Annotated in this window: 13 protein-coding genes; 5 read left to right on the top strand and 8 right to left on the bottom strand. The window is 64.3% G+C overall.

The features are described from left to right. Nucleotides 1-22: 22 nt before the first annotated feature. The 4 genes from cysK to tyrS all read right to left on the bottom strand — a co-directional run bounded on the left by cysK (nucleotide 23) and on the right by tyrS (nucleotide 3,946). Nucleotides 23-943: a cysteine synthase A gene (cysK, locus tag ACU0AG_RS05060; RefSeq protein WP_482781169.1), complete on the bottom strand. Its 921-nt coding sequence runs from the start codon at nucleotides 941-943 to the stop codon at nucleotides 23-25. After that, nucleotides 940-2,208 (bottom strand): MFS transporter, encoded by a 1,269-nt coding sequence (locus ACU0AG_RS05055; RefSeq protein ID WP_482781168.1) that lies wholly within the window; start codon nucleotides 2,206-2,208, stop codon nucleotides 940-942. Before ACU0AG_RS05055 ends, cysK begins: the two co-directional genes overlap by 4 nt. A gap of 76 nt (nucleotides 2,209-2,284) precedes the next feature. Then, on the bottom strand, nucleotides 2,285-2,623 hold the full coding sequence (locus ACU0AG_RS05050; protein ID WP_482781167.1) for a PilZ domain-containing protein: 339 nt from the start codon (nucleotides 2,621-2,623) through the stop codon (nucleotides 2,285-2,287). A gap of 93 nt (nucleotides 2,624-2,716) precedes the next feature. Beyond that, the gene (gene tyrS / locus ACU0AG_RS05045; protein WP_482781166.1) at nucleotides 2,717-3,946 is read right to left on the bottom strand and encodes a tyrosine--tRNA ligase; all 1,230 of its coding nucleotides are present in this window, start codon (nucleotides 3,944-3,946) and stop codon (nucleotides 2,717-2,719) included. A gap of 77 nt (nucleotides 3,947-4,023) precedes the next feature. Between tyrS and ACU0AG_RS05040 the strand changes: the two genes are divergently transcribed. After that, a complete protein-coding gene (locus ACU0AG_RS05040) occupies nucleotides 4,024-4,539 on the top strand; it encodes a DOMON domain-containing protein (RefSeq protein ID WP_482781165.1) in 516 nt (171 codons plus the stop codon). On the opposite strand, the gene ACU0AG_RS05035 is transcribed toward ACU0AG_RS05040, so the two are convergent. Next, nucleotides 4,536-5,018, bottom strand: a complete 483-nt coding sequence (locus tag ACU0AG_RS05035; RefSeq protein ID WP_482781164.1) for a TspO/MBR family protein — start codon at nucleotides 5,016-5,018, stop codon at nucleotides 4,536-4,538. The genes ACU0AG_RS05040 and ACU0AG_RS05035 overlap by 4 nt on opposite strands. 71 nt (nucleotides 5,019-5,089) lie before the next feature. On the opposite strand from ACU0AG_RS05035, the gene ACU0AG_RS05030 reads away from it, so the two are divergent. Both ACU0AG_RS05030 and ACU0AG_RS05025 read left to right on the top strand, forming a co-directional pair. Beyond that, nucleotides 5,090-6,289 (top strand): exo-beta-N-acetylmuramidase NamZ family protein, encoded by a 1,200-nt coding sequence (locus tag ACU0AG_RS05030; protein WP_482781163.1) that lies wholly within the window; start codon nucleotides 5,090-5,092, stop codon nucleotides 6,287-6,289. A 79-nt stretch (nucleotides 6,290-6,368) separates the two neighbouring features. After that, complete coding sequence (locus tag ACU0AG_RS05025) at nucleotides 6,369-7,661, top strand: spinster family MFS transporter (protein ID WP_482781162.1); 1,293 nt, start codon at nucleotides 6,369-6,371, stop codon at nucleotides 7,659-7,661. On the opposite strand, the gene ACU0AG_RS05020 is transcribed toward ACU0AG_RS05025, so the two are convergent. Further along, entirely contained in the window at nucleotides 7,649-8,506 is an 858-nt protein-coding gene (locus tag ACU0AG_RS05020) for a DUF817 domain-containing protein (protein ID WP_482781161.1), read from the bottom strand. The two genes, ACU0AG_RS05025 and ACU0AG_RS05020, sit on opposite strands and share 13 nt — an antisense overlap. Then, on the bottom strand, nucleotides 8,507-9,691 hold the full coding sequence (locus ACU0AG_RS05015) for a vWA domain-containing protein (protein ID WP_482781160.1): 1,185 nt from the start codon (nucleotides 9,689-9,691) through the stop codon (nucleotides 8,507-8,509). It abuts the gene before it with no gap. Between the two features lie 125 nt (nucleotides 9,692-9,816). Here ACU0AG_RS05015 and ACU0AG_RS05010 point away from each other — a divergent pair, with 125 nt between their 5' ends. Both ACU0AG_RS05010 and ACU0AG_RS05005 read left to right on the top strand, forming a co-directional pair. Next, nucleotides 9,817-11,217, top strand: coding sequence for a methyl-accepting chemotaxis protein (locus tag ACU0AG_RS05010; protein ID WP_482781159.1), 1,401 nt, complete (start codon nucleotides 9,817-9,819; stop codon nucleotides 11,215-11,217). 238 nt (nucleotides 11,218-11,455) lie between these two features. Beyond that, nucleotides 11,456-12,382: a L,D-transpeptidase family protein gene (locus tag ACU0AG_RS05005; protein WP_482781158.1), complete on the top strand. Its 927-nt coding sequence runs from the start codon at nucleotides 11,456-11,458 to the stop codon at nucleotides 12,380-12,382. 6 nt (nucleotides 12,383-12,388) lie between these two features. On the opposite strand, the gene ACU0AG_RS05000 is transcribed toward ACU0AG_RS05005, so the two are convergent. Further along, nucleotides 12,389-13,243 (bottom strand): AAA family ATPase, encoded by an 855-nt coding sequence (locus ACU0AG_RS05000; protein WP_482781157.1) that lies wholly within the window; start codon nucleotides 13,241-13,243, stop codon nucleotides 12,389-12,391. Between the last annotated feature and the right edge of the window lie 90 nt (nucleotides 13,244-13,333).

Below are 13,333 nucleotides of genomic sequence, written 5' to 3'. Positions count from 1 at the left end.
GCGAGCCGGTTAAGGAAAGGGTTTATTCTACAGGCAGAAAATCGGGGACCGAGAGATAACGCTCACCCGTATCGTAGTTAAAGCCGAGCACACGGGAGCCCGGCGGCAGTTCTGCCAGCTTCGTCTTGATCGCGGCGAGAGTCGCGCCGCTCGAAATGCCCACCAGCATCCCTTCCTCGCGCGCGGCACGGCGGGCCATGTCCTTGGCTTCGTCGGCATCGACAGCGATAGCGCCGTCAATTGCGGCGGTGTGAAGGTTGCCGGGGATAAACCCTGCACCGATCCCCTGAATCGGATGAGGGCCGGGCTGGCCACCATTGATCACCGGCGAAAGCGCCGGTTCGACTCCATAGGCCTTGAAGGCGGGCCAGTGCTTTTTCAGCTCTTCCGCGCAGCCGGTAAGATGGCCGCCGGTGCCCACGCCGGTGATCATCACGTCGATCGGGCTGTCTGCGAAATCGGCGAGAATTTCCTGCGCGGTGGTGCGGGCATGGACTGCGGGGTTGGCGGCATTGTCGAACTGGCTTGGCATCCATGCACCGGGGGTCTGCTCGACCAGCTCCTGAGCCCGCTCGATCGCGCCCTTCATGCCCTTTTCACGCGGCGTGAGATCGAAGCTGGCGCCATAGGCCAGCATCAGGCGCCGCCGTTCGACCGACATCGATTCGGGCATGACCAGAACCAGCCTGTAACCCTTGACCGCCGCCACCATCGCAAGGCCGATCCCCGTGTTGCCGCTGGTCGGCTCGACAATCGTGCCGCCCGGCTTCAACGCGCCGCGCGCCTCGGCATCTTCGACCATCGCGAGCGCGATGCGGTCCTTGATCGAGCCGCCGGGATTGGAGCGTTCCGACTTCACCCACACTTCGTGGTCCGGGAACAGCCGCGCAAGGCGGATATGCGGAGTGCTGCCGATGGTGGCGAGGATATTGTCAGCCTTCATGTCGATACCTCTCGTTTGAGCGCCTGCGGCTCGAAGCTGCGGGCGCGGCGCAATTCGGGGAAATACCACGCCCAGATCAATGTCACGACTATCGCACCCGCGCCGCCGAACACAACCGCACCGGTCGCGCCGAGGATGGCAGCAGCAAGGCCTGACTGCATTTCACCGAGCTCGTTGGAGGCGGAAATGGCGAGACCGGAGATCGCCGAAACCCGCCCGCGCTTGTCGTCAGGCGTGAACAGCTGGACCAGCGAACTGCGGATGAACACGGAAACCATGTCCACCGCTCCCATCAGCGCGAGAATGGCCAGCGACAGCGCGAAACTGCGAGAGAAGGCAAACGCCACCGTCAGTGCGCCGAAACCGGCAACGGCCCACAGCATCTTGATCCCGACTTCGCGTTCGAGCGGGCGGAACGACAGGAACAGAGCGACAGCAGCCGCCCCAAGCGCAGGCGCCGCCCGCATCAGGCCGAGGCCTTCCGGGCCGACAAACAGGATGTCGCGTGCAAACACCGGCAGCAGCGCCGTTGCTCCGGCCAGCAGCACCGCAAACAGATCGAGCGTGATACACCCCAGCAGAAACCGCTCGCGCCAGACATAGACCATGCCCTCGATAATCTGGCGCAGCGGCTTCAACGGCGGGCCTTCGTGGCGGGCCTTGATCGGGCGAACGGTCAGGATCATCGCCATCGCGGCCAGCAGCAGCCCCGCAGAAATCGCATGGGGGAGCCACGCGGCCTTGGCGAAAATCAAACCGCCTACCGCAGGACCCGCCACAGTCGCCGTCTGCCAGGCAATCGAGGATAGCGCGATCGCCTTGGGAAGCAGGGCAGGGGGCACGATGTTCGGCGCAATCGCGCTCATCGAAGGGCCGACGAAGACCCGCGCTGCGCCATGGGCTGCCGCCAGCGCGAACAGGATCGGGATATTGAGCCCATCGGCCCAGGTCAGCACCGCCAGCAGCACCGCCACACAGCCATCGATCCCGTTGGCAAAGGCGGCAACGTGGCGCCTGTCAAACCGGTCGGCGGCAAGGCCTGCGACGGGCGTCAGCACAAACAGCGGGATGAATTGCGCCAGCCCCAGCAGCCCGAGCTGGAACGATGCCGCCGCCACGCTCATCCCGTAATCGTCACGCGCCACTTCGTAGAGCTGGTATCCGAGCAGGACGACCATCGACATGGTGGCAAACACCGCCATGAAGCGGGCCAGCCAGTAACGCCGGTAATCGCCAATCTGAAGCGGGGAGGTCGGTTCGGTCACGCTCGCGCCATGGCAGGGTCAAACGCCGCTGCCAAGCAGGTGAAACTTTTGCGGTGGATGGCTGGCCTTTCGCGCCTCAGCGCGGACGGCGCAGGCGCGGATTGGGCTGGAGCTGGTCGATGATCATCATGAAATCATCAACCCGGATGATCCGTTCGAACTGGAACCCGGCGCGATTGTCGCGGGTCCAGATCACATAGGCTTCGATCCGGCCGACCACCGGAAGCCGGATGATGATCCGGTCACCGCGATGGAGCTTGCTGGCATTGTCGACCATGAAGCCGTGGGCCGACAGGTTGGAGACATGGAGGTGCAGGTCGCCGTGCACGAAATGCTCGACGATGGCCGGAAAATCGACCGGATGGCGGGCAGCCCGCCGCAGATCGGTTACACTCAGGTTTGCTCCACCGGCCACGCTTGGCGATCCTTCAATCCGTCACGCTGGGATGGCGAGGATTGCCGCACAAAGGCTGATAATTGGTAAAGGCGTAACAGGCGCGTTACAAAGTCAGCGAGTCACCAGTGCGTGACGCTTCTTGCCGAGGCTGAGGCGCAGGGTCTGGCCTGCCTCGGGCAGGACCAGATAGGCCGGATCGGAAATCACTTCGCCTTCGAGCTTCACCGCGCCCTCGGCAAGCTTGCGCTTGGCCTCGCCATTCGAGGCGGTGAGACCGATTTCGGTCAGCAGCGCCGCCATCCGCATGCCTTCGGCACCAACCGCAAGCGTGGGCAAATCCTCGCCCGCACCCGAACCGGCAAAGGTCTCGCGGGCGGTTGCCTCGGCCCGCTGCGCCGCATCCTCGCCGCGCACGAGCTTCGTCACCTCGTTTGCCAGCACGATCTTCGCCGCATTGATCTCTGCCCCCTCAAGGGCTTCGAGCCGTGCAATCTCGTCCATCGGCAGGTCGGTGAACAGTTTGAGGAAGCGGCCGACATCGGCATCGTCGACATTGCGCCAGTATTGCCAGAAATCATAGGCGGGCAGCTGCTCCTCGTTGAGCCACACTGCGCCGGCCGCGGTCTTGCCCATTTTCGCGCCGCTCGCGGTGGTGAGAAGCGGCGTGGTGAGACCGAACAGCTCGGTCCCGTCCATCCGGCGGCCAAGTTCCATCCCGTTGACGATGTTACCCCACTGGTCGCTGCCGCCCATCTGAAGGCGCACACCCATCGTCTTCGACAAATGCCGGAAATCGTATCCCTGCAGGATCATGTAGTTGAATTCGAGGAAGGTCATCGGCTGTTCGCGTTCAAGCCGCAGGCGCACCGAATCGAAACTCAGCATGCGGTTGATGGTGAAGTGCGTGCCCACTTCCTGCAGCAGTTCGATGTAGCCGAGCTTGCCGAGCCAGTCGTGATTGTTGACCATCACGGCATCGGTCGGCCCGTCGCCAAAAGTCAGCAGCTTGTCGAACACGGTGAAGATCGACCGGACGTTGGCTTCGATTACCGCGTCGGTCAGCATCTTGCGGCTTTCGTCGCGCCCTGTGGGATCGCCGATCCGCGTGGTGCCGCCGCCCATCAGCACGATCGGTTTGTGCCCGGTCTGCTGCAAGCGGCGCAGCATCATGATCTGCACGAGGCTGCCGATATGGAGCGAAGGCGCGGTGGCATCGAACCCGATATAGCCCGGCACGATCTGCCTGGCCGCCAGGGCATCGAGCCCGGCCGCGTCGGTCATCTGGTGGATGTAGCCACGCTCTTCGAGCAGGCGCAGGAGATCTGAATCGTAGCTGGTCATGGGCAGCGCGCTTAACAGCGGGGAAGGGCAACGGGAAGTGGCTTGCCGGAGCAGGGGCAAAGCGGCACTACGGCGTCATGCACCCGCTCATGCTTCATCGCACCTGCGAGTCCGGCCCGATCCGCGCCGTCACCGCTTCCGTCACCGCCACCGCGCAAGGCTGCGAGGCGGAGTTCCGGCTTGAAGGCGCTGTTCCGGCGATTGTCCTGCCCGAACCGGCCATGCCGGAACGCATGGACAACCTGTGGCAGACCACCTGCTTCGAAATCTTCTGGCAGCCGCTGGGCGACACATACTACCGCGAATTCAACCTTTCGCCGTCGGGCCGCTGGGCCGCCTACGACTTCGATTCCTTCCGCGAAGGGATGCGCGATGCACCGGTCGAGGCCATCGCGATTGCCTGTTCGCATGACGGGAGCGGGCTGGTGCTGAAAGCCAGCATCGCCGCAGAACTTCCCGCCCCGGCGCAGGTCGCACTGAATGCGATTGTCGAACACGCCGACGGCAGCAAGCAGTTCTGGGCGCTGGGCTTTCCGCCCGGCGCCCCGGAATTCCATTCCGAAGCCAACCGGACGCTGATCATCGAGCGTTAGGCTCCGAACGGCCGGTTGAGCCGAACGATTTTCCAGTTGAGCACGAAGGCAAAGCTGACCCAGATGAAATAGGGCACGTTGAGCCATCCGGCGAAACTGTCCCCCGCCACGCGCGGCAGCACCATCATCAGCGCGGCAACCGAGCACCACAGCAACACGTTTTCCGACAGCGCCCAGTCAGGTCGCCGCAGCTTGAAGAACAGCGGCGACCACAGGAAGTGGAGCACGAAATTCGCGCCGAACAGGCCGAACACCACCATGCGGGCTTCGGGCGAGGGGGCGCTGGTCAATCCGACATAGAAGCTCCAGCCCGCAAGGCCGAGGATCAGTGTCCACGCCGGGCCGAACAGCCAGTCGGGCGGTTGCCATGGCGGCTTGCGAAGGTCCCGATACCACTGGCCAATATCGGTCAGCGCGCCGCCAGCACCGCCGAGAATGATAGCCCATGCGGCGGCGATGAGGGCTGAGGTCCAATCCATGCCGACACATATAGGGATGAGGCACGCAAATGCCATTGCCTTTGCCGCACGCCTGTTCCACCCCTTGGCGCATGAAGAATGGAATTGACCGGCTGCTGGCCGATCCCGAACTGCTCCGCCAACTCAAAGGTCGCCGCGTTGCCCTGGTTGCCCATCCGGCCAGTGTCACGGCCGATCTGACGCACAGCCTCGATGCGCTGATCGCTGCCGGGGTGAATGTGAACAGCGCGTTCGGCCCCCAGCACGGGCTGAAGGGCGACAAGCAGGACAACATGGTCGAAACCGCGGACGAGATGGACCCGCGTTACGGCATCCCGATCTTCTCGCTCTATGGCGAGGTGCGGCGCCCGACGGGGCAGATGATGTCGAGCGCCGATGTCTTCCTGTTCGACCTGCAGGACCTCGGATGCCGGATCTACACCTTCGTCACCACGCTGCTCTATCTGCTCGAAGAGGCAGCCAAGGCGGGCAAGGAGGTGTGGGTGCTCGATCGCCCCAACCCCGCGGGGCGCCCGGTCGAGGGCACGCTGCTGGTGCCGGGGCAGGAAAGTTTCGTCGGTGCCGCCCCGATGCCGATGCGCCACGGCCTCACCATGGGGGAGATGGGGCACTGGTTCATCGCGCATTTCGGGCTCGACGTCGCTTACAAGGTGGTGGCGATGGAGGGTTGGCAGCCTGACGGCGAGGGCTTTGGCTGGCCGGCGTCACGCCTGTGGATCAACCCGTCCCCCAATGCCGCCAACGTCAACATGGCGCGCTGCTATGCCGGCACGGTGATGCTGGAGGGCACGACCTTGTCCGAAGGGCGCGGCACCACCCGTCCGCTGGAGGTGCTGTTCGGCGCGCCGGATGTTGACGCAGGCGGGGTGCTGAAGGTGATGCACAAGCTCGCGCCGGACTGGCTGGCGGGTGCCGCGGTGCGGGAATGCTGGTTCGAACCGACTTTCCACAAGCACGCAGGAAAGCTCTGCAATGCGCTGATGATCCACGCGGAAAGCCGGTTTTACGATCATCACACCTTCCGCCCGTGGCGGATGCAGGCGCTGGCGTTCAAGGCGATCCGGATGCTCTATCCCGATTACCCGCTGTGGCGCGATTTCCCTTACGAGTATGAACTCACGCGGCTTGCGATTGACGTCATCAACGGCGGGCCTTCCTTGCGCGAATGGGTCGACGATCCTGCTGCGACACCGCACGACCTTGACGCCATGACGTCACTTGATGAAGCCGCATGGGTCGCTGCGGCACGCGAGCACCTGCTCTACGCCTGACGCCAATCCGGCAGGCGCTAGCCGGAGTTTCTGCAGAATACGGATGGCGGACGAACCGCCACCAATGGGAGAGTTGAGAATGGCTACGACAGCGGACGCGGCGTCCGGCAACCGCCGGGTGAGGGTGACCTTGTGGATCCTGCTGATCGTCTACATCTTCAATTTCATCGACCGCCAGATCGTGAATATTCTGGCCGAGCCGATTGCCCGCGATCTGGACCTGTCGGACACCCAGATCGGCCTGATGACCGGGCTGGCCTTCGCGCTGTTCTACACCGTGCTCGGCATCCCCATCGCACGGCTGGCCGACCGCGCATCGACCAGCAGGCCGAAACTTATCGCGATCGCGCTGGCGGTCTGGTCGGCCATGACCGCGCTGTGCGGACTGGCGCAGAATTTCTGGCAATTGCTGCTCGCCCGGATCGGTGTCGGCGTGGGGGAGGCGGGCTGCACGCCGCCAGCCCACTCGCTGATCAGCGATCTGGTGCCTCCCGAAAAGCGCAGTTCGGCGTTGGCGTTCTATTCGCTCGGCATCCCTATCGGCACGCTGATGGGCATGATCATCGGCGGGACGCTGGTGGATTTCCTTGGCTGGCGCGAGGCGTTTCTGATCGTCGGCCTGCCCGGCGTCGCGCTCGCGCTGGTCGTGTGGTTCGTGCTGAAAGACCCGCGGCAGGCTGATGCCCAGGCGATCCTGCGCGCGCAGAACCAGCCCGCCGCGCTGCCGATCGGCGAGGCCCTGCGCGAGGTGATGGGATCGCGTGCCTTCATCCTGCTGCTGTGCGCCGGATCGGCAGCGTCATTCCTCGCTTATGGCAAGACCACCTGGACCACGATCTTCTTCCAGCGCACCCATGAGATGACGCCGGGACAGGTGGGGCTGTGGTTCGGGTTGCTGGGCGGTGTGGGGGGCATCCTCGGCACCTGGCTCGGCGGCTATCTGGCGGACCGCTTCGGCGCGAAGAACCGCCGCCATGTGCTGAGCGCGCCCGCGATCGGCATGGCGCTGGCGGTGCCGCTGGCGCTGCTCGCCTATCAGGCGCCGACTTGGCCGCTGGCACTGGCGCTGCTGTTCGTGCCGACGGTGTTCAATTCCTTCTACTACGGCCCGACCTATTCGGCCGCACAGGGCCTCGTCCCGCTGCGGGCGAGAGCGATTGCGGCGGCGACGCTGCTGTTTTTCCAGAACCTGATCGGGCTGGGGCTGGGGCCGCTGTTCTTCGGGATGCTGTCAGACTGGATCCAGCCTGCGGTCGGCGCGGATTCGGTGCGCTACGTGCTCTATGGCGCCGCGGTGCTGGGGCTGGTGCCGGCGTTTTTCTTCTGGCGCTGCGGGCTGCTGCTGAACGAGGAACTCGATCAGAAGGGCTGATCCGGTTCCCGCACAGGCTGGACCAGCGTCACCAGCACGAAGCTGATCAGCATCAGCAAATACCAGCTGCCATATTTGGCGAGACTGACCATCTGCCATTCCTTCTCCTGACCCGGATAGTTCCAGGCATTGGCGAAGGTGGCGATGTTCTCGGCAAACCAGATGAACAGCGCGACGAGCCCGAAGCCGACCAGCAGCGGCATCCAGCGATGCACCCGCCAGTTCCTGAAGTGGACGCGGGTGCGCCAGAAGATCAGCGCGGTGGCGGCAAACAGCCCCCAGCGGATGTCTACCGTGAAGTGGTGGGTGAAGAAGTTGATGTAGATCGCCGCCGCCAAGGCCCATGTCATCCACACGGGCGGGTAGCCGGTGAAGCGGAAGTCGAAGATCCGCCACACCCGCGCGATATAGCTGCCGACGGCGGCATACATGAACCCCGAGAACAGCGGCACCGCGCCGATGTGGAGCACGCTTGCCTCTGGGTAGGTCCATGATCCGGCGGCGGTCTTGAACAGCTCCATCACCGTGCCGACCACGTGGAAGATCAAGATCACCCGCGCCTCGCGCCATGTTTCGAGCCGGAAGGCGAGCATCCCGGCCTGAATGGCGACGGCGGCGATGGTCAGGAAGTCATAGCGGTGGAGGGGCGCGCTGTCGGGGTAGAACAGGTGCGTTCCTAGCAACAGCGCCAGCAGCAGGCCGCCGAACAGGCAGGCCCAGCCCTGCTTGAAGCCGAACAGCAGGAATTCATACAGCCACAGCCGCCAACCCGTGCCGGGGTCGAAGGCTTCGAGCCGAAGGCGGACGGCTTCGAAGCGGGTGTGGCGACGCTCAGACGCTGACAATCACGCCCCGTGCTTCCGCGACAGCTCCCGCATCGCATCGTCCAGCCCTTCGAGCGTTAGCGGATACATCCGGTCGCCGACCAGCTGCTTGATCATCTTGGTCGACTGCGAATAGTTCCACTGCTTTTCCGGCACCGGGTTGAGCCACACGGTCGCGGGGTAGGTGTTGGTCACGCGCTGGAGCCACACCGCGCCCGCTTCCTCGTTCATATGCTCGACGCTGCCGCCCGGATGGGTGATCTCGTAGGGGCTCATCGCTGCATCGCCGACGAACACGATCTTGTAATCGTGGCCGTATTTGTGGAGCACGTCCCAGGTCTTGGTGCGTTCCTGCCAGCGGCGCTTGTTGTCCTTCCACACGCCTTCGTAGAGGCAGTTGTGGAAGTAGAAGAATTCGAGGTTCTTGAATTCCGCCGTGGCGGCGCTGAACAGCTCTTCGACCAGCTTGATGAAGGGGTCCATGGAGCCGCCGACATCGAGGAACAGCAGCAGCTTCACCGCATTGCGCCGCTCGGGCCGCATCCGGATGTCGAGCCAGCCCTGCTTGGCGGTGCCTTCGATGGTGCCGGGAATGTCGAGCTCGTCCGCCGCGCCTTCGCGGGCGAAGCGGCGCAGGCGGCGCAGCGCCATCTTGATGTTGCGGGTGCCGAGTTCCCTGGTGTTGTCGAGGTTCTTGAACTCGCGCTTTTCCCAGACCTTGATCGCCTTGCCGTGCTTCGATTCCCCGCCAATGCGCACGCCTTCGGGGTTGTAGCCGGAATTGCCGAAGGGCGAGGTGCCCCCCGTGCCGATCCACTTGTTGCCGCCCTGATGTCGCTTTTCCTGCTCTTCCAGACGCTTCTTGAGCGTCTCCATGATCTCGTCCCAGTCGCCCAGCGACTTGATCTTCTCCATCTCCTCGGGCGTGAGGAACTTCTCGGCAACCGCCTTCAGCCAGTCTTCGGGGATGTCGACGGGGTTCTGGCCGTAATCGGTCATGATCCCCTTGAAGACCTTGTGGAACACCTGGTCGAAGCGGTCGAGCAGGCCCTCGTCTTTCACGAAGGTCGCGCGCGAAAGGTAATAGAAGGCCTCAGGAGTCTGGTCGATCACGTCACGATCCAGCGCCTCCAGCAGGGTGAGGTGTTCCTTGAAGCTGGCCCCGATCCCGGCCGCCCGCAGCTCGTCGATGAAGTTGAAGAACATGGCGGCGTGCTTAACCCGCGTGTTCCGTGCTGACCAGTCCCCTTTCTTGGCAGGGGGGTTAACCCTTCGCTTACCATCCGGCGACTAGGCTCCGGCCCGCAATAACACGGGGCCGTGACCGCGCAATGAACCAGCTCGCCATCAACACCGCCAATGCCCATGCGCTGGGCATGATTCCCGAAAGCTGCGGCGCGGTGACGGTCGGCTGCACCGATGTCGCAGGCGTGGTGGAAGCGGTGATCGCCTCTTCGCGCACCCTGCGCAGCGAGCATGAGGCGCTGGCCGAAACCGTGCGCGCGCTGGAGGCCGACCAGACCAAGGTCGCCGAAGCGAGCGACGAGGCGCGGCTGCTGTCCGAACGGGCGATCGAACGCCTCAACGAAGGCACGGCGCTGATCCAGTCCTCATTGGGCCAGATCGCCGGGCTGATCGAACTGGTCGACACTCTGGGCCAGCACGTCACCAGCTTTTCCGCCGCGATGGAACAGGTGCGCCGCTCTGCGCAGGATATCGACAACATTGCCGAGACGACCAATATCCTCGCCCTCAACGCCACGATCGAGGCGATGCGGGCAGGGGATGCCGGGCGCACCTTTGCGGTGGTGGCTGCCGAGGTGAAAAGCCTCGCGAATGATACTCGCAAGGCGACCGAGGAAATCGCCCAGACCATCGATGCCCTGGGCGGCGAGGCCGAGGTGATGATCAGCCGGATCGAAACCGGCGCCAGGGCCAGCGGCGAGGCCCGCGCCAGCGTCGCCCGGATCGAAAGCACCATGGCCAATGTTGGCGCGCTGGTGGAAGAGGTCGACAAGCAGAACGATGTCATCGCCCGTTCGACCGGCACGATCAGCGGGCATGTCGACAAGGTGCAGCGGGTGCTGACCAGCTATGACGCCGCATCGCGCACCAACGAGGACCGGCTCCACGGCGCGCACCGCAAGATGGAGGAGCTGGAGATCACCGCCTCCGAAATGTTCGACCGCATCGTGCAGGCCGGGCTCAGCCCCGAAGACAGCGCGATGGTCGCGCGGGCGCAGGAGATGATGCAGGCGCTCGCCGCCCATACCGAGGCCGCACTGGCACGCGGCGCGGTAAGCATGGCGGCGCTGTTCGACAGCGATTACGTGCCGGTGCCGGGCACCAATCCGCAGCTTTACCGCACCCGCCTGACCGATTGGGCCCATGCCGAATGGCGCCCCTTCCTCGACCGCGCAAAGGCGAGCGATTCCCGCGTCCTGGCCGCCGCCTGCACCGACATGAACGGCTTCCTGCCGACCCACCTGACCGAGCGTTCGCGCACGCCCACCGGCGATCTGGCGCACGACACCCAGTTCTGTCGCAACGGACGGATCATGCTGGAGGCGATCGACCGCAAGGCCAAGGCTTCCACCGCGCCCTACATGATGGCGGTGTACCGGCAGGAAGGCGACGGCAATTCCTATGTCGTGGTGCGCAACGTCTATGTCCCGCTGGTGATCGGCGGCCAGCGCTGGGGCGATTTCGAACTGGCCTACAGCTTCGATTGAGCGGCCACGCTAAAGGGCGATGTTTCACGTGAAACATCGCGCCAAAGCACCCTGAAAAGGGCCTAGAAAGGGTCTAGAGGGGGTCTAGAGGGGGTCTGGAACGACCTAGGCGGGGTCTGGCCAATCGCCTTGCCACGCCCCATGTAGGATCAGGCGCGCCCCACACCACCAAACCCGCCCTTGCCGCGTAAGCCGCAGAAGGCTAACCGTTAACCATTGGTGCTAACGGAGGCGCAGCGTGCGGCACTGGCGGATTTTCGATGCCTTGTTGCTCGGTGGTGCGGCGCTGGTGACGGCCTGCGTGCCCGAAGCGCAAGGGGCAGGCGCGCCGCAGACCGCAGAGGCCGCCGCGCCAACCCCGCCGCCCCCGCCGCCCGCTCCCGAACCGCCGCTGCAAAAGACCGTGGGCGAGGTGTTCGGGAAAGGCGTTGTGATCACCGTCAGCCTGGCCTCGCAGCAGATGCACGTGTTCCGCGATGGCGTCTTCTGGCGATCAAGCCCGGTGTCCACTGGCAAGCGCGGGAAGGAGACCCCGACGGGGGTGTTCGCCATCCTCCAGAAAAAGACCTTCCACCGCTCCAACCTCTACAGCAATGCGCCGATGCCGTTCATGCAACGCCTGACATGGGGCGGGATCGCGATCCATGCGGGGCAGTTGCCGGGATATCCGGCCTCGCATGGCTGCATCCGCCTGCCGCGCGAATTCGCCAGCGAGTTGTTCAAGATCACCGGCGCCACCACCACGGCCGTGATCATCGTCGAAGGCCCGCTGACGAGCGAGGCGGAGGCAGCGGCGCTGGCCAAGGGCAGCGCGATCGTGGTGCCGATTGCACCCGAACTGCTGCGCCGCGAACGCAAGGCGGCGACGAAACCGGAAGCCAGTGCCGCCGAACGCCTGCCCGCCACCCGCACCATTCCCGCACCCGCCGGCGGAGGAAGGCAGCAGACCATCCAGCTCGCCGCGACCCTGACGCCCGAACTCGCCAAGGCGCACTTCGCGCAGGTTTCAGCCCGCAGGCCGGAACTGGCCGGGATGCAGGTGCAGGTGATCCCCGCAATCGTCAACGGCACGCAATACTACCGCCTGCGCCTCTCGGCACCGGGCGCACACGCCACCTGCACCGCGCTCAAACGCGACGGGATCGATTGTTTTCCGGTCAGTTAGCGGGCTTCAGCTGGGATTGCGCCGCGCCATGAAGGCGAGGCGTTCGAACAGCATGATGTCCTGTTCGTTCTTCAGCAGCGCGCCGTGCAGCGGCGGGATGGCGCTGGCGGGGTTCTTGTCCTGCAACACTTCCAGCGGCATGTCCTCGTTCAGCAGCAGCTTGAGCCAGTCGAGCAGCTCGGACGTCGAGGGCTTCTTCTTGAGGCCCGGCACTTCGCGCAGGTCATAGAAGATATCCATCGCCTTCTTCACCAGCACCTTCTGGATGCCGGGGAAGTGCACGTCGATGATCTCCTGCATCGTCTCGCGATCGGGGAACTTGATGTAGTGGAAGAAGCAGCGGCGCAGGAAGGCGTCAGGCAGCTCTTTCTCGTTGTTCGAGGTGATCACGACGATCGGGCGTTCCTTGGCCTCGATCCGCTCCTGCGTTTCGTAAACGTCGAAGCTCATGCGGTCGAGTTCCTGAAGCAGGTCGTTCGGAAACTCGATATCGGCCTTGTCGATCTCGTCGATCAGCAGCACGGGCAGCTGCGGCGCGGTGAAGGCTTCCCACAGCTTGCCCTTCTTGATGTAGTTGCGGATGTCGTGAACGCGCTCGTCACCCAGCTGGCCATCGCGCAGGCGGGCGACCGCGTCATATTCGTAAAGGCCCTGCTGCGCCTTGGTGGTGGACTTGATGTTCCATTCGATCAGCGGCGCACCCAGTGCCTTGGAGATTTCATGCGCCAGCACGGTCTTGCCGGTGCCGGGTTCGCCCTTCACCAGCAGCGGACGGCGCAGGGTCACAGCGGCGTTGACGGCGACCTTCAGGTCTTCGGTCGCGATGTAGGACTTGGTGCCTTCGAAACGCTGTTCGGTCATGAGTTTTCCTGTGAGACTGAATTTCGGACGCCAGCGATAAGGGGCGGCTTGGCCTCGCGCAAGGGGCAGGGGACCACCTTTTATGATGGG

Source organism: Erythrobacter sp. RANMB8 (assembly GCF_056848235.1).
This window is presented reverse-complemented; position numbering and strand designations above follow the sequence as displayed.